Genomic DNA, 16,489 nt, shown 5'->3' with positions numbered 1-16,489 from the left:
AAGGTACCGGATCGCGCGCGCCGCAGGAAGCGGCCGAACAGCCAGTGTGCGGCGCGCAGGCCACGGCCGACGCGCGCCGGCCGCCGCTTCCTACCGCTGGGGCCGGTTGGGGGCTCGACAACCGCGATTCATCTTGAAGAAGGAGTACCGCCATGCCAAGAGGTGACAAGTCTTCCTACACCGACAAGCAGAAGCGCACCGCCCGGCACATCGAGCAGGGCTACGAGCAGCGCGGCGTCGGCAAGGGCGAGGCCGAGCGGCGCGCCTGGGCGACCGTGAATGCCGAGACCGGCGGCGGCAAGAAGAGCGGATCGGGCCGTGGCAATGCCGAGAGCCACGCGCCGGCGCACAAGGGTGGCACGCAGGGCGGTGCGGCTTCGGCGTCGCGATCCGCGGCCGAGCGCTCCGCCTCGGCGAAGAAGGCGGCCGCGACGCGCAAGCGCAACGCGGAAGGACGCGGCTGATAGAGGCCCCGGCTTGCGTCAGAATGCGCTGCCCTTCTCCATTTGCAGCGCCCCATGAATCTGGCCGACTCCTTTGCGGACGTGTCCCGCTTCGTCGCGATCCGCCGCGACATCCACGCCCACCCCGAACTGGGCTTCGAGGAGCACCGCACCTCGCAGAAGGTGGCAGCCCTGCTGGAGGAATGGGGCATCGAGGTGCACCGCGGCATCGCGGGCACCGGCCTGGTGGGCGTACTGCGCCGCGGCAACGGCGCGCGCACCATCGGCCTGCGCGCCGACATGGACGCGCTGCCGCTGCACGAGGCCAACGAATTCGCCCACAAGTCCACCCACGCGGGCCGCATGCACGCCTGCGGCCATGACGGCCACACGACGATGCTGCTGGCCGCGGCCTGGCACCTGTCTCAGCCCGGCGTGGCCTTCGACGGCACGGTTCACTTCATCTTCCAGCCGGCCGAGGAGATGGGCAAGGCGGGCGCCAAGAAGATGATCCAGGACGGCCTGTTCGAGCGCTTCCCGTGCGACGCGGTGTTCGCCCTGCACAACTTCCCGGTGGGCGATGTCGGCCGCTTCGCGCTCAACGAAGGCGCGCTCATGGCGTCGAGCAACACCTACAGGATCACGCTGCGCGGCCGCGGCACGCACGCATCGATGCCGCACACCGGCATCGATCCGGTTGCTGCGGTGGTCACGCTCGCGCAGCAGCTGCAGACCCTCGTGCCGCGCACCATCGCCAGCACGGAGCGCGCGCTGCTCGCGGTCACGCAGCTGCAGGGCTCCGACGCGCCCAACGTGATCCCCGACGCGGCCAGCGTCGGTGGCACGGTGCGCACCTTCTCGATCGACGCGCTCGACAAGATCGAGGCCCGGCTGCGCACCGTGGCCGAAGGCGTGGCCGCGGCCCACGAGTGCACGGCCGAGGTGAGCTTCACGCGCGCCTCGCCACCGGTCGTCAACCACCAGGCCGAGGCCCGCTTCGCCGCCGAAGTGATGCGCGAGGTGGTGGGTGCCGACATGGTCACCGACGACTTCCCGGCCGTGATGGGGGCGGAGGACTTCGCCCACATGCTGCTGGCGCGGCCCGGCTGCTATGCCTTCCTGGGCAACGGCGACGGCGACCATCGGCTCGACGGCCACGGCCCGGGGCCGTGCATCATCCACAACACCTCCTTCGACTTCAACGACCAGATCATCCCGATCGGCGCCAGCTACTTCGTGAAGCTCGTGGAGCGCTGGCTGCCGGTGGGCGGTCGCTGAAGCCGCCGACGTCCGACTCCCCGACTCTTCCCCAAACCAGGAAAACCGCAGATGAAGCCCTCGTTCACCCGACGTTCCATGGCCGCCGCGGCCGGCCTGCTGGCGCTCGGCGCCGCGCTGCCGGCGCGGGCGCAGCAGCGCGTGATCCGCATCGTCGTGCCCTTCGGCACCGGCGCCGTGCAGGACACGGTGGCGCGCGCGTTCAACAACGAGCTCGGTGCGGCGCTCGACGCGTCGGTGATCGTCGAGAACCGGGCCGGCGCCGGCGGCACCGTCGGGGCGGCCATCGTCGCCAAGGCGCCGCCCGATGGCAACACGCTGGTGCTCGCGGCCGCCAGCCACCACATCGCGGGCTTCCTCTACGGCAAGCTGCCCTACGACCCGCTGAAGGATTTCGTCGGCGTGGCCAACATCGGCAACGCCGGCTACGTGCTGGCGGTGGCCAGCGACCTGAACGTCGCGAGCGCGGCCGACTTCATCAAGCTGGTGAAGGCCAACCCGGGCAAGTACAACTACGCCTCGGCCGGCAACGGCAGCGCCACCCACCTCGCGATGGCCTCCTTTCTCGCCAAGGCCGGCCTCGAGATGACGCACATCCCGACCAAGTCGACCGGCGAGGCGGTCAACGAGGTGCTCGCGGGCCGGGTGCAGGCGGTGATCTCGTCGAGCATCGGCGTGATGGGCTTCCAGAACGACCCGCGCATGAAGCTGCTGGCCTCCACCGGCGAAGCGCGCAGCCCCTTTTTGCCGGCGCTGCCCACCGTGGCGGAGAGCGGCCTGCCGGGCTACGCCTTCGATTCCTGGATCGGCCTGCTGGCGCCGGCGGGCACGCCGAAGGCGGAGGTCGAGCGCCTCAACGCCGCGACCCACAAGGTCATGGCCGACCCGGCGATCCAGGAGCGTTTCAAGCGCCTGGGGGTCGAGCCGCGCAGCCAGAGTCCCGAGGCCTTCCAGAAGCTGCTGCGGGCTGACTGGGACGCGATGGGCGTGGTGGTGAAGGCGTCGGGCGCGAAGGTCGATTGAGGCGTCGGGCCGCGGCACGGCCGCACCTGCCTATCCGGGCGGGAGCGGCGCGAGGCTGCGCAGGTACAGGTGGAGCGCCTTCATGTCGGTGTCGCTCAGCTGGCCCAGCGAGCCGAACGGCATCACGCGCAACGGCGTCCCGTCGGGCCGCCTGCCACTCCTGAACATCGCCGCAAAGGCCTCGGGGTCGGCATAGGGCGCCATCCCCGAGCGCTCGCCGGGCGTGAGGTTGGCCGCAGCCGGCCAGTCGGGCGGGCCGCCCGGGATCTTGCCGCCCGCGAGCCTCGGGCCGTGGCAGCCCAGGCACATGTTCGCGACATAGGCGCCGTGCGCCAGCGTCACGCCTTCGGGCACCCCCTTCTCGGGCGGCCGCGTGTGGTCGATCTTCGCGGCCGCGTCCTTGATGAGGCCGAAGCCGTAGAGCGCGCGCACCGGCAGCGGCAGCTCGATCACCGGACCGCCGCCCGGCGCCGGCGGCATGTGCCGCAGCCAGGCGACCAGGGCCGCGAGATCGTCGTCGGTGAATCGGTTGTAGTCCTCGCTCGGCATCACCATGAGCGCCCGGCCGCCGCGATCGACGCCGTGGCGGATCGCGCGTTCCCAGTCGGCCGCCGTGTAGCCCGCGACCACGTTGCCGGGCCCCGGGCTGATGTTGGGGCCGGCCAGCCGCATGCCGTTGCCTTCGGCGACGAAGACCCGGCCGCCGCCGCCCGCGCCATGGCAGTCGGCACAGCCGCGCGAGGCGAACAGGTAGCGGCCGCGTTCGATCGCGGCCGGGTCGTCGCGAAAGCCGACGCCCTGGACCGCGACATCGACCGTGCGCCGCATCTTCTGGCGCGCCAGTTGGTCACCCGCGAGCAGCGCAGCCGCGACCAGCGCGACCCCGGCCACCAGCAGCACGGCGATGCGAACCAGCCAGCGGCGGGCGGGGGATGGTGTGGCGGGCATGCGGACTCCTTCTCGGAACGCGGGGCGACGCGGATTGTGACCGCGCCGGGCGCCCGCCGGAAGGCCCGTCAGTCCGCCGCCGGTTCCTCGCCCGCCGGCGCGGGCCAGTTCAGCAGCTCGGCCAGCCGCCGCACGATCCAGCGCGCCTCGGGCGCGGACACGCCGGATTCGGCGCTGCACAGCCCGGCCTGGATGCGCCGCAGGATCTCGTCCTCGGACGGCACCTCGACGTGGTGCAGCAGCTGGGCATGCTGCACCAGGTGGTTCGCGAGGTCCTCGCAGACCTCGTAGCGCGTGCGCACCGTCGCCAGCGGCTCGGACAGCCGGCCGCGGGCATCGGTGTAGACCGCGAAGAACGAGGGCGGGATGTCGATCTGGTAGTCGTCGGACATGGTGTCGGAATCGAGGCGCCCATGAAAAACGCGCCCGCAGGCGCGTCTTCGGCAAGAGGGACGCACGACAGCGCGCCCTCGATGCGGGGAGAGCCGGTCAGCCGCCCTTCTTGGCGCGCTTGCCGGGGTTCTTCTTGCTGCGCGTCGCGGTGCCGCGCTCCAGGCTGACCTTCTGGCCGCCACCCGACTTGGGGACGTTGTAGCCGGCCATCGGAACGGGCTTGGGGGTGGCAATGCGGTCTGCCTCGGTGCGGATTTTCTTGGGCATGGAAAGCTCAGTGGATAAAAAAACGAAGGACGTGATTAGGCCACATCGTCGAGCAGCCGTACCTTGACGGTCTTGCCCTTGACGCGGCCGGTGGAAAGCCGGTGGGCGGCTTCGCGCGCAATGCGCCGCTCGACCGCCACGTAGGTGGAGAATTCGTTGACGTTGATCTTGCCGACCTGCTCCTTGGAGAAGCCGGCTTCGCCGGTCAGCGCGCCCAGCACGTCGCCGGCGCGGATCTTCTCCTTGCGCCCGCCGACGATCTGCAGCGTCGCCATCGGCGGCTGCAGCGGGCCGGCGGCGTCGGGCGTGAGTTCGGCCAGCGGATGCCATTCGGATTCGCGGCCCTGCAGCTGCTCGATCTTGCCGACGCTGCCCATCTCGTCCATCGACGCGAGATTGAGCGCCAGGCCTTCCGCGTCGCCGCGGCCGGTGCGGCCGATGCGGTGGATGTGGACCTCGGAGTCGGGCGTCACGTCGACGTTGATCACCGCCTCCAGGTCGGCGATGTCGAGGCCGCGCGCCGCGACGTCGGTCGCCACCAGCACCGAGCAGCTGCGGTTCGCGAACTGCACCAGCACCTGGTCGCGCTCGCGCTGCTCGAGCTCGCCGAACAGGGCCAGCGCGCTGAAGCCCTGGGCCTGCAGCACCTGAACCAGGTCGCGGCACTGCTGCTTGGTGTTGCAGAACGCCAGCGTGCTCTGCGGGCGGAAGTGGTTCAGCAGCAGGCTCACCGCATGCAGGCGCTCGGTGTTCGTCACCTGGTACCAGCGCTGGCGGATCTTGCCGTGATCGTGCTGGGATTGCACCGTGATCTGCTGCGGGTCCTTCATGAACTGCGCGCTCAGCCTGGCGATGCCTTCGGGGTACGTGGCCGAGAACAGCAGCGTCTGGCGCTCCTTCGGGCACAGCCGCGCGACCTTGGCGATGTCGTCGAAGAACCCCATGTCGAGCATCCGGTCGGCCTCGTCGAGCACCAGCGTGTTGAGCGCCGACAGGTCGAGGCTGCCGCGATCGAGGTGGTCCATGATGCGGCCCGGCGTGCCGACCACGATGTGCGCGCCGTGCTCGAGGCTGGCCAGCTGGCCGCGCAACGCGACGCCGCCGCAGAGCGTGACCACCTTGATGTTCTCTTCGGCCCGCGCCAGGCGGCGGATCTCGGTCGTGACCTGGTCGGCCAGCTCGCGCGTGGGGCACAGAACCATCGCCTGCACCGCGAATCGACGGGCATTGAGGTTGGCCAGCAGCGCCAGCGCGAAGGCGGCGGTCTTGCCGCTGCCGGTCTTGGCCTGGGCGATCAGGTCCCGCCCGAGCAGCGCCACCGGCAGACTGGCCGCCTGGATCGGCGTCATCTGCAGGTAGCCCAGCTGCTTCAGGTTCGCGAGCGCCTGCGGCGAAAGCGCAAGCGTGGCGAAGTCGGTGGCGGAACCGGTCACGTCGCGGGTCAGCGGCGCTGCGAGTTGTTGCCGCCGACCGGCGGCGGGCCGCGACGTTCCAGATGGCGGAACGTGATGCGGCCCTTGGTCAGGTCGTAGGGCGACAGCTCGAGCGACACCTTGTCACCCGCCAGGATGCGGATGTGGTGCTTGCGCATCTTGCCGCCGCTGTAGGCGATGAGCTGATGGCCGTTGTCGAGCGTGACGCGGTAGCGCGAGTCGGGCAGCACTTCGGTCACTGCGCCGTTCATTTCGATCAGTTCTTCCTTGGGCATGAATTACCTTTTGAATGGATTGACGTGATTGGATAGGAAATCGGTGTGCCTGATCAAGCGGCGCAAGGCGCGCGCGAGCTGCTGCGTTCGCGGATGAAGCCCAGGCCCTGGTCGACCGCGTAGCGGACGGCGGCGGCATGGCTCGCGAAACTCGGTGTGAAACGCATCACGCGGTCGTGCGTGCCGCTGCCGCGGCCGGAGCGGATCGAGACCGAAGCCGAGAAGCGGCCGTCGTCGAGATCCTTGATGAGCGGCGAGACAAGGTACTTGCCCACTGCGATGCTGTGTTGAATGATGTCCATCGAAAGCCTTCGCGCCCCGCGACGCCGCGAAACGCTTCATATGAGTTTGAGAAAAACGAGCGCGGGCCGGCCGGAACATGGCGCCCACCGGAGCGGACAGCGCGCTGTTCGCTTCAACAAAGTACGAAGGCAGTGGTGGCAAACATGGGCGCCGGGTCTGGCGCTCCAACACACTGTGGAAGCCGGCTTGACTGGTAGGGCCCGAACCTCTTGGAAGGTCATCAGGCCGGCCGGCAAAAGACGAAAGTGCTTCGTCGTTGAATCGAAACGAACCCCGGATTATATGCGATCTGGCATGACAGTTGCTATTTCGGCTTCATGACACCCCGCGCGACATCGCGGGCTTGAATGCGGGCCGCTTGCGGCGCACCATGTCGACACCATCGTTTCGAGGCGCGCGGCCATGAAAGAAGATTTCCGTTCCGCCATTCGGCCGGTGTTGCCACGCCCGGCCGCCCGCTGGCGCCTCGCGCTGGTGGCTGCGCTGGCGGCCGTGCCGGGTTTCCTGTCCCCCGCCTGGGCCGCGCCTGCCGCAACCGCTGCAACCGCTGCCGCCCCCGCCGCCACGCCCGCCCTCCTCGATGTCGCCGCGGCCGAGGCCCGGGTCCAGGCCTTGCAGCGCGCCGGTGATGCAGTGGTCGCGGTGCAGGTGACGGCCACCGAGGGCGCGACCTCGGCCGAGAACCTGGGCCGGCTGCGCATGGGCTCGGGCGTGGTCATCGGCGAGGACGGCCTGATCCTCACCATCGGCTACCTGCTGCTCGAGGCCGAGACCATCGAGGTGCTGACACCGGACGATCGCCGCCTGCCGGCGCGCCAGGTGGCCTATGACCTCGCCACCGGCTTCGGCCTGATCCGCCCGCTGGTGCCGCTGATCGGCATCGAGCCGGTGCCGCTGGCCGGCGTGGCCGCGCTGACACCGGGCGAACCGCTGCTGGCGGCCTTCGCGGGCCGCGGCGGCACCGAGGTCGGCTTCACGCGCCTGGTGGCCGTGCGGCCCTTCTCGGGCAACTGGGAATACCACATCGACGTCGCCCTGTTCACGAGCCCGCCGATCGCCAACCACAGCGGCGCGCCGCTCTTCAACCGCGACGGCGAGCTGGTCGGCATCGGCAGCCTGCTGGTGCGCGAGGCCGGCGGCCCGAACCGCGCGCTGCCGGGCAACATGTTCGTGCCGGTCGAGCTGCTGCAGCCGGTGCTGGCCGAGATGCAGGCGACCGGGCGCACCCGCGCCAGCGCGCGGCCATGGCTCGGTCTGTCCTCGTTCGAGCGGGACGGCCATGTGCAGATCGTGCGGGTCGACCGCTGGGGCCCCTCGCTCGAGGCCGGACTGCAGCCCGGGGACGTGGTGCTGGCGGTCGACGGTGTCGAGGTCGGCACGCTCGAGGCCTTCTACAAGCAGCTCTGGCGGCGGCCGCTTGCCGACGCCGAGATCGAACTCACGGTGCGGCAGGGCCCCGAGGTGCGACGCATCAAGGTCCATGCGATCGACCGCATGGGGACGCTGCGCAAGCCCGAGGGCATCTAGGGCCCGTGCGGGCCCTATCGGATGCCGAGCATCGCGCGGTTGGCGGCGCTGTCGACGCCGCCGGCCGCGAAATCGTCGAAGGCCCGCTCGGCCACGCGGATGATGTGGCTGGCGATGAATTCCGCGCCTTCGCGCGCGCCGTCCTCGGGATGCTTGATGCAGCATTCCCACTCGAGCACCGCCCAGCCGGGGAAGTCGTAGGCCGCCAGCTTCGAGAAGATGGCGCCGAAGTCGACCTGGCCGTCGCCGAGAGAGCGGAACCGGCCGGCGCGGTCGATCCAGTTCTGGAAGCCGCCGTAGACGCCCTGCTTGCCGGTCGGATTGAACTCGGCATCCTTCACGTGGAAGATCTTGATGCGCTCGTGGTAGTGGTCGATGTAGCTCAGGTAGTCGAGCTGCTGCAGCACGAAGTGGCTCGGGTCGTACAGCAGGCAGGCGCGCGGATGGTTGCCCACGCGCTCGAGGAACATCTCGTAGGTGACGCCGTCGTGCAGGTCCTCGCCCGGGTGGATCTCGTAGCAGACGTCGACGCCGGCATCGTCGAAGGCGTCGAGGATCGGCTTCCAGCGCCGGGCCAGCTCGTCGAAGGCCTCCTGGATCAGGCCTCGCGGGCGGGGCGGCCACGAGTACAGGTAAGGCCATGCCAGGGCCCCCGAGAAGGTGGCGTGCGCGGTCAGCCCCAGGTTCTGCGACGCCCTGGCCGCGTAGCGCAGCTGCTGCACCGCCCATTGCTGGCGTCTTGCGGGGTCGTTGCGCACCTCGGGCGCCGCGAAGCCGTCGAAACCCGCGTCGTAGGCCGGATGCACCGCCACCAGCTGGCCCTGCAGATGGGTCGACAGCTCGGTGATCTCCAGGCCGTGGGCCGCCAGCGTGCCCTTGACCTCGTCGCAATAGGTCCTGCTTTCGGCGGCCTTCTTCAGGTCGAAGACGCGCGCGTCCCAGCTCGGTATCTGCACGCCCTTGTAGCCCAGGCCTGCCGCCCAGCCCGCGATGGCGTCGAGCGAATCGAAGGGCGCCGCGTCGCCCGTGAACTGGGCCAGGAAGATGGCCGGACCCTTGATCGTCTTCATGTGCTGTCTCCGCGTCGTGAGGGAAGGAAGGAAGGCGATGCTATCGCGGCGTGCCGTCCGACGTGGGGGCGCTTCGCGGGCGCAGTGCGCGCGGGCCGCGAAGGCGACACAATGACTTAGCCACTCACCATCGGTGCGATGCGTCGCGCGGAGCTCCCAGCCTCATGTCACAAACCGTTTCCGGACGTCTCAAGATCGGCCTGTCGGCCTGTTTCTCGCACGCCGATCCGGCGCGCTCGCTGTTTACCAACAAGACCCTGCAGTACGTCGAGCAGTCGATCGCGCACTGGCTGATGTCGGCCGGCGCGATGGTGGTGATGGTGCCCTGCCCGACCGGCGCCACCGCGCGCGGCGACACCAAGCTGTCGCACTACGCCGAGTGGCTCGACGGCGTCGTGATGCACGGCGGTGCTGATGTCTGGCCCGGCAGCTATGGCGAGGTGCCGCTCAAGGACGCCTGGGTCGGCGACCGCATCCGCGACCTCTACGACCTGGCGCTGGTGGAAGCCTTCGAGCAGGCCGGCAAGCCGATCTTCGGCGTCTGCCGCGGGCTGCAGCTGATCAACGTGGCCTTCGGCGGCACGCTGTACCAGGACATCGAGGCCCAGCACCCGAACGCGCTGCGCCATCGCGACGCCGTCACCTACGACCAGAACTTCCACGAGGTCAGCATCACGCCGGGCTCGCGGCTGTCGAAGCTCTACCCCGGCATGGAGAGCGCGCGTGTCAACAGCATCCACCACCAGGGCGTGAAAGACCTGGCACCGGGCTTCGAGGTCGATGCGTGGAGCATCCCCGACCGCATTCCCGAGGCGATCCGGCGCAAGGCCGATCGTGGCCGCAGCTACATCGCGGCCACGCAGTGGCATCCGGAGTTCCACACCTACGGCGCCACCGACACGGTCGACGACACCGCCATCCTGCAGGACTTCCTGTGGGCCTGCGCGACCGCCAAGGTCAGCCCCAAGGGGCCGCTGCGCAGCGCGCCGGGGCGCATCCGCAACCGCGCGGCGCGGCTGTTGCGGCAGGCGTTGCTGATGCGCTGAGGCCGGGGTTCGGTTCGGGGCGGCCTCAGCCGCAGCAGCCGAAGTGGCCTTCGCGGTAGAACGGCGCCAGGTCTTCGGCCAGCGCCCGCGCGGTGGCCAGCCAGGCGGCCGGTGCGCCGTTCGCGGCCAGCGCGGCGCGCATGCGGGCCAGCAGCTCGGCGTTCGATGCGGGCTCGTCGATGCCCTGCACGCGACCGCCGTCGACCACGCAGCGCCCGCCCACGAACACCTGCGCGACGTGGGTGCCGCTGGCGCGGGCCAGCAGCAGATCCAGCGGGTCGATGTCCGGGAACAGGGCGTCGTCGTCGAGCGCGTCCCAGTCGAGCACCAGCAGGTCGGCCTGCTCGCCCACCGCGATGCGGCCGCCGCGGGCCTCGCCGCCGCGCACGGCGCGCGGCCCGTGCTGCGCTGCGAAGGCCCACAGCTGCGCGCGGCTCATCGTGGTGTCGAAGCCCCGGCCGCGATGCAGCGCATGGGCCAGCCGCATCTCGCGCAACGCGTCGTCGTCGTCGTCGAAGGCGCCGCCATCGAGCCCCATCGCGATCCGGCAGCCCTGCGCCAGCATCTCGGGCACCGGCGCGATGCCCGACTTGAGGCCGAGGTTGGAACTGGTGTTGACCGCGATCGTCACGCCGCGCTCGGCCAGCAGTGCGAGCTCGTCGGGCCGCGCCCACGCGCAGTGCGCGAGCGTGAGCCGCGGGCTCAGCAGGCCGATGGCGTCGAGGAAGCGCAGCATGCCGCCCGGATGCTCGGCGTCGGCCCACTGGCGCTGGTAGCGGGTCTCGAGGCAGTGCATGTGGATGGGCCGGCCGCTGTCGGCGGAGGCCCGTGCGATCGCCTCGAGCAGCGGCGTGCTGCACCACTGCACCGCGGTCGGCCCGTACTGGACCGTGACCTGATCCCCGAGCCCGGCATCGCGCACCGCATCGGCGACCTCGTCCACCAGCGCGAGCTGCTGCGCCGGCGCCACCGGCCTGACCGCCAGCCGCCCCGCCACAGCTTCGCGGATGCCGGGACGCAGCGCGTTCAGCACCCGCGCGTCATCGGCATAGCCGAGCCCGTGCCGATCGCGCAGCGCGATCGCGAAGCCGATGCGCACGCCGACGTCTTGCGCCGCGCGGGCCACGGCCAGCGCTTCGTCGGCATAGCCCATGCCGCCCTGCACGCGCGTGTAGTGGACCATCAGGTTGGCGACGCCGCGCCGCACCGAGCGCGCGAACGAGGTTGCCGCGCACAGGTACGGGTCCATGCCCGGCAGCACGCCCTGGAACGGCAGCCAGCCTTCGAGCGGCTGGCCGTAGGAGCCCAGCGTCGCGGTGCGGAAGGTGCGCGCGTGGTCGTGCGCATTCGAAAGTGCGGGCAGCACCAGCTGCCGCGGCCCGGGCGCCGCACCGGCCAGCGGCGCGATGGCGCCGATGCGGCCGTCGTCGTCGATCCCGATGCGCACGTCGGCGCGCGCGGCCTCGGAGCCGGGATCGGCGAGCAGCCAGGCGCAGGCCAGCTCGCGGGCGGCTGCCATCAACGGCTCTGGTTGCGCGTGTTCGTGACGCCGGCGTCGATGGTGCCGAACACCGTGACGCCACTGCCGCCGGTGCCGGCAGAGCTGCCGTTGGCACTGTTTGCGCCGCCCGAGGCGCAGCCCGCGAGGAGGCCGAGGCTGCTGGCGAAAAGAATGGCGATCAGCGTCTTCATCGGGATCTCCTTCATGCGCTCAGGTGCTTGCCGACGATGCCGGCGAGCTCGAACATCGTGACCTGGTCCTTGCCGAACACCGGCTTGAGCTTGGCGTCGGCATTGATCGCGCGCTTGTTGGTCGCGTCCTGCAGGCCGTTGGCCTTGATGTAGTCCCACAGCTTCTTGATGACCTCGGTGCGCGGCACGGGATCGGTGCCGATCACCGCGGCCAGCGCGTCGCTGGGCTTGAGGCCCGCGGCGGGCTTGCGCGGCGCCTTGGGCTTGGCCTCGGCCGTCTTCTTGGCCGCCACCTTCTTGGCTGCGGGCGTCTTCTTCGCCGCGGCCTTCTTGGCGGCCGGCGCGGCCTTCGCGAAGGTCTTGCGCGGCGGGAACTTGCTCGCGCGCGGCTCGAACTCGAACGTCACCTTGCCCTCTTCCGCGTTCCAGGCCAGGAAGGCCTTGAACGGCCGGCGCGTGCGCATCGACACGAACTTGTCGAGCAGGTCGGTCTTGCCGGTCGCCAGCAGCTTCTCGACCTGGGCGCGCTCGACCGGCTGCTGCAGGATGATCTTGCCGGTCTTGAAGGTGCAGCTCGGGGTCGGCTGCGCGTTGGTCGGCACCGATTTCTCGCAGACGTAGTTGCTGCCGTGCTCGAACACCGGCGCGCCGCAGATCGGGCACGGTCCCACCGTGTCCTGGTCGCCGAAATCGACGATCTCGCCGGTGTCGGCGTTCTTGTCGTCGCCGAAGTCGAACTCGAGCTTCCAGTTCTTCGCCTCGTCGTCGAATTTCAGCACGATCTCGGAGGTGAAGGGCCAGCCGGCCTTGGAGCGGAAGCCCTCGAGCGGGCCGATGTGCTTGTCGCGCAGCAGCGCCTCGGCCTCGGCCACCTCGAAGGTGCGGCCCGCCGGCGACTTGCCGAACGAGAAGCCGCAGGGTTCCTGGTTCGCCTTGCCGGTGCAGGTGTAGCGGCGGTAGTTCTCCTTCACGACGCCGCCGCAGTTGGGGCACGGCGTGGCGAGCGTCGCGTAGTCGCCGGGCACCGTGTCGCGGTCGTATTCCTTCGCCTTCTTGACGATGTGCTCGGTCATCTCGGCGATCTCGCGCATGAAGGCCTCGCGGCTCAGCTTGCCGTGCTCCATCTGCGCGAGCTTGTATTCCCACTCGCCCGTGAGCTCGGCCTTCGACAGTTCCTCGACGCCGAGGCCGCGCAGCAGCGTCATGAGCTGGAAGGCCTTGGCGGTCGGGATCAGCTCGCGGCCCTCGCGGATCATGTACTTCTCGGCCAGCAGGCCTTCGATCGTGGCCGCGCGCGTGGCGGGGGTGCCGAGGCCCTTCTCCTGCATGGCTTCGCGCAGCTCGTCGTCGTCGATGGTCTTGCCCGCGCCTTCCATGGCGCCGAGCAGCGTGGCTTCGGAGTAGCGCGCCGGCGGTCGGGTCTTGAGTCCCTTGAGGTCGACCGACTCGGCCTTGACCACCTCGCCGGGCCGGACCGGCACCAGGCGCTTGCCGTCCTTGTCCTCTTCCTTCTCGTCGTCCTGTGCTTCCTTGCCCCAGATCGCGAGCCAGCCGGCCTTGACCAGCACCTTGCCGTCGGTGCGGAACGGGTACTTCCGGCCGCCCTGCTCCACCGTGCTGATGCGGGTCGTGACCTGGTATTCGGCACTCGGGAAGAACACCGACATGAAGCGCCGCACGACGAAGTCATAGAGCTTCTGCTCGGCATCCGAGAGGCCGCTGGGCGCCTGCAGCGTCGGGATGATCGCGAAGTGATCGCTGACCTTGGCGTTGTCGAAGATGCGCTTGGAGGGCTTGACGTAGTTGTTGTCCACCGCCTGCTGCGCGAAGGGCGCCAGGTGCTTCATGCCGCTCGTGGCGAGCATCTGCATGGTGTCCTTGACCACCGGCAGGTAGTCCTCGGGCAGCGCGCGCGAATCGGTCCGCGGATAGGTCAGCGCCTTGTGGCGCTCGTAGAGGCTCTGCGCGAGCGCCAGCGTGGTCTTGGCGCTGAAGCCGAAGCGGCCGTTGGCCTCGCGCTGCAGCGAGGTCAGGTCGAACAGCAGCGGCGAGGCGCTGGTCGTGGGCTTGCTTTCCTCGGTGACCGTGGCGGGCTTGCCGCGTGCCGCCTCGGCGATCTCGCGCGCGGCGCGCTCGTTCCAGACGCGGTCGGCGCGCTGCTCGGGATCGGGCACGCCGTCGGGGCCGGGAGGCGGCTTCTTCCAGTCGGGATCGAACCACTTGCCGGGATACTCGCCGGCCTCGGCGGCAAAGCTGCCGTGCACTTCCCAGTAGTCGCGGCTCACGAACTTGCGGATCTTCTCCTCGCGCTCGACCACCACCGACAGCGTCGGCGTCTGCACCCGGCCCACGGTGGTCAGGAAGAAGCCGCCGTCGCGCGAGTTGAAGGCGGTCATGGCGCGCGTGCCGTTGATGCCGACCAGCCAGTCGGCCTCCGAGCGCGAGCGCGCGGCATCGGCCAGGCCCTGCATCTGGGCTTCGGTGCGCAGCGCATCGAAGCCCTCGCGGATCGCCTGCGGCGTCATCGACTGCAGCCACAGCCGCTTCACCGGCTTGCCCAGCGGCGCCTTGCCGCCCGCGTACTGCTCGATCAGGCGGAAGATCAGCTCGCCCTCGCGGCCCGCGTCGCAGGCGTTCACGAGTTGCGTCACGTCCTTGCGCTTGGCCTGCTTCACGACCGCGTTGAGCCGGGTCTTGGTCTTGTCGACCGGCTTGAGGTCGAAGCGCGGCGGAATCACGGGCAGGTTCGCGAAGCTCCACTTGCCGCGCTTGACGTCGAATTCCTCGGGCGCCTGGATCTCGACCAGGTGGCCCACGGCGCTGGTCACGACGTACTTCTCGTTCTCGAAGTGTTCGTCGTGCTTGTCGAACTTGCCTGCCACGGGCGTGAGCGCGCGCACGATGTCCTGCGCCACCGACGGTTTCTCTGCAATCACCAACGTTTTCATCTACCTGTCCTATTCATTCAGTTCACTTGCCCCGCTGCGACTTCGCTGCGCAGCCGCGGCGTGGGGCCCAGGCCGCCGCCGGGCCGCCCCAAGGCGGCCTGCACCCCCTCGGGGGGGCAGCGACCACACGCAGTGAGGGAGCGTGGGGGCTACATCCTTACAATCTGGCGCTTCGCGTGCGTACGCGCACGCGCATGCGTACATATTCAAACTAACAGACTTCGGCGATGCCTTCCAAATCCCCTTCTTCCGGCGGCCGCCGAATCCAGACGCGGCGCTCCAGCGTCCATGGCAACGGCGTCTTTGCCGTGCAGGATATTGCAGAGGGCGAAACGCTCATCGAATACAAGGGCGAGGTCATCAACTGGGAAGAGGCGCTGCGCCGCCATCCGCACGATCCCTCGCAGCCGCATCACACCTTCTACTTCCACATCGACGAAGACCGTGTGATCGACGGCAACGTCAACGGCAACGCGGCGCGCTGGATCAACCACTCGTGCGACCCGAGCTGCGAGGCCGACGAGCAGGGCGGACGCATCTTCATCAAGGCGCTGCGCAACATTGCGGCCGGCGAAGAGCTCAGCTACGACTACGGCCTGGTCATCGACGAGCCCTATACCAAGAAGCTCAAGGCCGACTTCCCGTGCTGGTGCGGCTCCGCCGACTGCCGCGGCACGCTGCTCGCGCCGCCCGACGAAAAGGAAGACAGGAAGTCGAAGAAGGCAAGGAAGAGGAAGGACAAGCAGAAGGCCAAGGACAAGGCCAAGGCCAAGGCCGGCAAGAAGGACAAGTCCGGGTCCGGAAAGAAAAAGAAGAAGGCCGACAAGGCCACAGCCGGCGGGCACTGAAGCCATGGCGGCACCCTGGTTCGAGGACGAGATCGGGCAGAGCCTGGCCGCACTGCTGCCCGGCTTTCGCATCGAGGTTGCAGCCGAGACGGACTCCACCAACACCGAACTGATGCGCCGTGCGCGCGACGGGCTGGACACCCCCGTGCTGCTCGTGGCCGAGCGCCAGACCGCCGGCCGCGGCCGGCTCGGCCGCCCCTGGCAGAGCATGCAGAAAGACGGCGAGCCGGCCTCGCTGACTTTCTCTCTCGGTCTGCCTCTGGCGCCACGCGACTGGTCCGGCCTCTCGCTCGCGGTCGGCGTCAGCGTGGCCGAGAGCCTCGATGCCGGGCGCGCCATCGGTCTCGGCCTCAAATGGCCGAACGACCTCTGGGTGCAAGACCGCAAGCTTGGCGGCATCCTGATCGAGACCGCTCTGCTGCGCCCCGACGTGGTCGAGCGCTATCTCGTGATCGGCATCGGCATCAACGTCGGCCCGCGCGAAGCGGCCGGCCTCGGCACGGCGCCGGCCTGGCTCAAGGAATGGCAGCCCGAGGCCACGCCGGGCCAGGTGCTGCACCTGATCGCGGCGCCGCTGGTGCGCGACGTGCTGCAGTTCGAAGAGCGCGGCTTCGTTCCCTTTGCGGCCCGCTTCGCCGAGCGCGACGTGCTGCGCGGGCGCGAGGTGCGCCTGAGCGACGGCACCGAGGGCCGCTGCGAAGGCGTCGGCTGGGGCGGTGAGCTGCAGGTCGCCACGGCCGACGGCAGCCGCATGATCAGCAGCGCCGAGGTCAGCGTGCGGCCCGCGAGTCCGATTCGATGAGCGCGCGCCGGGTCCTGGTCCTGCTGCTGGTCGTCAATCTCGGCTATTTCGCCTGGTCGCGCGGCGGCCTCGCGATGTTCGGGCTCGAGCCCGCGCGCCTGACCGAGACCGAGCCGCAGCGCCTCCAGCAGCAGGTGCGGCCGCAGATGCTGCGCATCCAGCAGAACCCGCAGCCCAGGCCGTAGGCCTGCCG

The 16,489-nt window shown here is 69.7% G+C and carries 18 protein-coding genes; 8 read left to right on the top strand and 10 right to left on the bottom strand.

Annotated elements, in window-relative coordinates:
* Positions 1-152: 152 nt before the first annotated feature.
* The 3 genes from QTH87_RS17140 to QTH87_RS17130 are packed head-to-tail and all read left to right on the top strand — an operon-like array spanning position 153 to position 2,744.
* A complete protein-coding gene (locus QTH87_RS17140; protein ID WP_286610858.1) occupies positions 153-464 on the top strand; it encodes a plasmid stabilization protein in 312 nt (103 codons plus the stop codon).
* Positions 465-518: 54 nt separating this feature from the next.
* The gene (locus QTH87_RS17135; protein WP_286610856.1) at positions 519-1,721 is read left to right on the top strand and encodes a M20 aminoacylase family protein; all 1,203 of its coding nucleotides are present in this window, start codon (positions 519-521) and stop codon (positions 1,719-1,721) included.
* A 51-nt stretch (positions 1,722-1,772) separates the two neighbouring features.
* A complete protein-coding gene (locus QTH87_RS17130; protein WP_286610853.1) occupies positions 1,773-2,744 on the top strand; it encodes a tripartite tricarboxylate transporter substrate-binding protein in 972 nt (323 codons plus the stop codon).
* Positions 2,745-2,774: 30 nt separating this feature from the next.
* On the opposite strand, the gene QTH87_RS17125 is transcribed toward QTH87_RS17130, so the two are convergent.
* From QTH87_RS17125 to QTH87_RS17100, 6 genes are all read right to left on the bottom strand, one after another.
* Positions 2,775-3,692, bottom strand: a complete 918-nt coding sequence (locus QTH87_RS17125; protein WP_286610851.1) for a c-type cytochrome — start codon at positions 3,690-3,692, stop codon at positions 2,775-2,777.
* A 68-nt stretch (positions 3,693-3,760) separates the two neighbouring features.
* Positions 3,761-4,084: a hypothetical protein gene (locus QTH87_RS17120; RefSeq protein WP_286610849.1), complete on the bottom strand. Its 324-nt coding sequence runs from the start codon at positions 4,082-4,084 to the stop codon at positions 3,761-3,763.
* A gap of 97 nt (positions 4,085-4,181) precedes the next feature.
* Positions 4,182-4,352, bottom strand: coding sequence for a hypothetical protein (locus tag QTH87_RS17115; protein WP_286610847.1), 171 nt, complete (start codon positions 4,350-4,352; stop codon positions 4,182-4,184).
* A gap of 35 nt (positions 4,353-4,387) precedes the next feature.
* Positions 4,388-5,785: an ATP-dependent RNA helicase DbpA gene (gene dbpA / locus QTH87_RS17110; protein ID WP_286610845.1), complete on the bottom strand. Its 1,398-nt coding sequence runs from the start codon at positions 5,783-5,785 to the stop codon at positions 4,388-4,390.
* Positions 5,786-5,793: 8 nt separating this feature from the next.
* A complete protein-coding gene (infA, locus tag QTH87_RS17105; protein WP_286371838.1) occupies positions 5,794-6,060 on the bottom strand; it encodes a translation initiation factor IF-1 in 267 nt (88 codons plus the stop codon).
* Between the two features lie 53 nt (positions 6,061-6,113).
* A complete protein-coding gene (locus tag QTH87_RS17100; protein WP_286610843.1) occupies positions 6,114-6,362 on the bottom strand; it encodes a hypothetical protein in 249 nt (82 codons plus the stop codon).
* Positions 6,363-6,765: 403 nt separating this feature from the next.
* On the opposite strand from QTH87_RS17100, the gene QTH87_RS17095 reads away from it, so the two are divergent.
* A complete protein-coding gene (locus tag QTH87_RS17095) occupies positions 6,766-7,890 on the top strand; it encodes a S1C family serine protease (protein WP_286610841.1) in 1,125 nt (374 codons plus the stop codon).
* A 14-nt stretch (positions 7,891-7,904) separates the two neighbouring features.
* Here QTH87_RS17095 and QTH87_RS17090 read toward each other — a convergent pair whose 3' ends face one another.
* The gene (locus tag QTH87_RS17090; protein ID WP_286610840.1) at positions 7,905-8,960 is read right to left on the bottom strand and encodes a sugar phosphate isomerase/epimerase family protein; all 1,056 of its coding nucleotides are present in this window, start codon (positions 8,958-8,960) and stop codon (positions 7,905-7,907) included.
* A gap of 164 nt (positions 8,961-9,124) precedes the next feature.
* Between QTH87_RS17090 and QTH87_RS17085 the strand changes: the two genes are divergently transcribed.
* The gene (locus QTH87_RS17085) at positions 9,125-10,006 is read left to right on the top strand and encodes a gamma-glutamyl-gamma-aminobutyrate hydrolase family protein (RefSeq protein ID WP_286610838.1); all 882 of its coding nucleotides are present in this window, start codon (positions 9,125-9,127) and stop codon (positions 10,004-10,006) included.
* 25 nt (positions 10,007-10,031) lie between these two features.
* Here QTH87_RS17085 and QTH87_RS17080 read toward each other — a convergent pair whose 3' ends face one another.
* From QTH87_RS17080 to QTH87_RS17070, 3 genes are read right to left on the bottom strand one after another with little or no spacing between them, the layout of a single operon-like run.
* On the bottom strand, positions 10,032-11,525 hold the full coding sequence (locus QTH87_RS17080; RefSeq protein ID WP_286610836.1) for an amidohydrolase family protein: 1,494 nt from the start codon (positions 11,523-11,525) through the stop codon (positions 10,032-10,034).
* Positions 11,525-11,698: a hypothetical protein gene (locus tag QTH87_RS17075; RefSeq protein WP_286610835.1), complete on the bottom strand. Its 174-nt coding sequence runs from the start codon at positions 11,696-11,698 to the stop codon at positions 11,525-11,527. Before QTH87_RS17075 ends, QTH87_RS17080 begins: the two co-directional genes overlap by 1 nt.
* 11 nt (positions 11,699-11,709) lie before the next feature.
* The gene (locus tag QTH87_RS17070; protein WP_286610833.1) at positions 11,710-14,646 is read right to left on the bottom strand and encodes a DNA topoisomerase III; all 2,937 of its coding nucleotides are present in this window, start codon (positions 14,644-14,646) and stop codon (positions 11,710-11,712) included.
* A 227-nt stretch (positions 14,647-14,873) separates the two neighbouring features.
* On the opposite strand from QTH87_RS17070, the gene QTH87_RS17065 reads away from it, so the two are divergent.
* Genes QTH87_RS17065 through QTH87_RS17055 form a run of 3 tightly spaced genes read left to right on the top strand, consistent with a single transcriptional unit; the run spans position 14,874 to position 16,481 of the window.
* A complete protein-coding gene (locus QTH87_RS17065; RefSeq protein ID WP_286610831.1) occupies positions 14,874-15,494 on the top strand; it encodes an SET domain-containing protein in 621 nt (206 codons plus the stop codon).
* 4 nt (positions 15,495-15,498) lie between these two features.
* Entirely contained in the window at positions 15,499-16,296 is a 798-nt protein-coding gene (locus QTH87_RS17060) for a biotin--[acetyl-CoA-carboxylase] ligase (RefSeq protein ID WP_286610829.1), read from the top strand.
* A complete protein-coding gene (locus QTH87_RS17055) occupies positions 16,293-16,481 on the top strand; it encodes a sporulation protein (RefSeq protein ID WP_286610828.1) in 189 nt (62 codons plus the stop codon). The genes QTH87_RS17060 and QTH87_RS17055 overlap by 4 nt, the downstream gene beginning before the upstream one ends.
* Positions 16,482-16,489: the final 8 nt, after the last annotated feature.

Origin of the sequence: Variovorax jilinensis (assembly GCF_030316885.1) — a bacterium.
Lineage (GTDB): Bacteria > Pseudomonadota > Gammaproteobacteria > Burkholderiales > Burkholderiaceae_C > Variovorax > Variovorax jilinensis.
Note: the sequence above shows the minus strand (reverse complement) of the source record. Positions and strands in the feature narration are given on the sequence as shown.

Coding starts and splice junctions, on each gene's coding strand:
- QTH87_RS17140 (WP_286610858.1), top strand. CDS start 153: ATGCCAAGAGGTGACAAGTCTTCCTACACCGACAAGCAGAAGCGCACC.
- QTH87_RS17070 (WP_286610833.1), bottom strand. CDS start 14,646: ATGAAAACGTTGGTGATTGCAGAGAAACCGTCGGTGGCGCAGGACATC.
- infA (WP_286371838.1), bottom strand. CDS start 6,060: ATGCCCAAGGAAGAACTGATCGAAATGAACGGCGCAGTGACCGAAGTG.
- QTH87_RS17120 (WP_286610849.1), bottom strand. CDS start 4,084: ATGTCCGACGACTACCAGATCGACATCCCGCCCTCGTTCTTCGCGGTC.
- QTH87_RS17135 (WP_286610856.1), top strand. CDS start 519: ATGAATCTGGCCGACTCCTTTGCGGACGTGTCCCGCTTCGTCGCGATC.
- QTH87_RS17055 (WP_286610828.1), top strand. CDS start 16,293: ATGAGCGCGCGCCGGGTCCTGGTCCTGCTGCTGGTCGTCAATCTCGGC.
- QTH87_RS17085 (WP_286610838.1), top strand. CDS start 9,125: ATGTCACAAACCGTTTCCGGACGTCTCAAGATCGGCCTGTCGGCCTGT.
- QTH87_RS17100 (WP_286610843.1), bottom strand. CDS start 6,362: ATGGACATCATTCAACACAGCATCGCAGTGGGCAAGTACCTTGTCTCG.
- QTH87_RS17115 (WP_286610847.1), bottom strand. CDS start 4,352: ATGCCCAAGAAAATCCGCACCGAGGCAGACCGCATTGCCACCCCCAAG.
- QTH87_RS17130 (WP_286610853.1), top strand. CDS start 1,773: ATGAAGCCCTCGTTCACCCGACGTTCCATGGCCGCCGCGGCCGGCCTG.
- QTH87_RS17060 (WP_286610829.1), top strand. CDS start 15,499: ATGGCGGCACCCTGGTTCGAGGACGAGATCGGGCAGAGCCTGGCCGCA.
- QTH87_RS17065 (WP_286610831.1), top strand. CDS start 14,874: ATGCCTTCCAAATCCCCTTCTTCCGGCGGCCGCCGAATCCAGACGCGG.
- QTH87_RS17075 (WP_286610835.1), bottom strand. CDS start 11,698: ATGAAGACGCTGATCGCCATTCTTTTCGCCAGCAGCCTCGGCCTCCTC.
- QTH87_RS17090 (WP_286610840.1), bottom strand. CDS start 8,960: ATGAAGACGATCAAGGGTCCGGCCATCTTCCTGGCCCAGTTCACGGGC.
- QTH87_RS17095 (WP_286610841.1), top strand. CDS start 6,766: ATGAAAGAAGATTTCCGTTCCGCCATTCGGCCGGTGTTGCCACGCCCG.
- QTH87_RS17080 (WP_286610836.1), bottom strand. CDS start 11,525: ATGGCAGCCGCCCGCGAGCTGGCCTGCGCCTGGCTGCTCGCCGATCCC.
- QTH87_RS17125 (WP_286610851.1), bottom strand. CDS start 3,692: ATGCCCGCCACACCATCCCCCGCCCGCCGCTGGCTGGTTCGCATCGCC.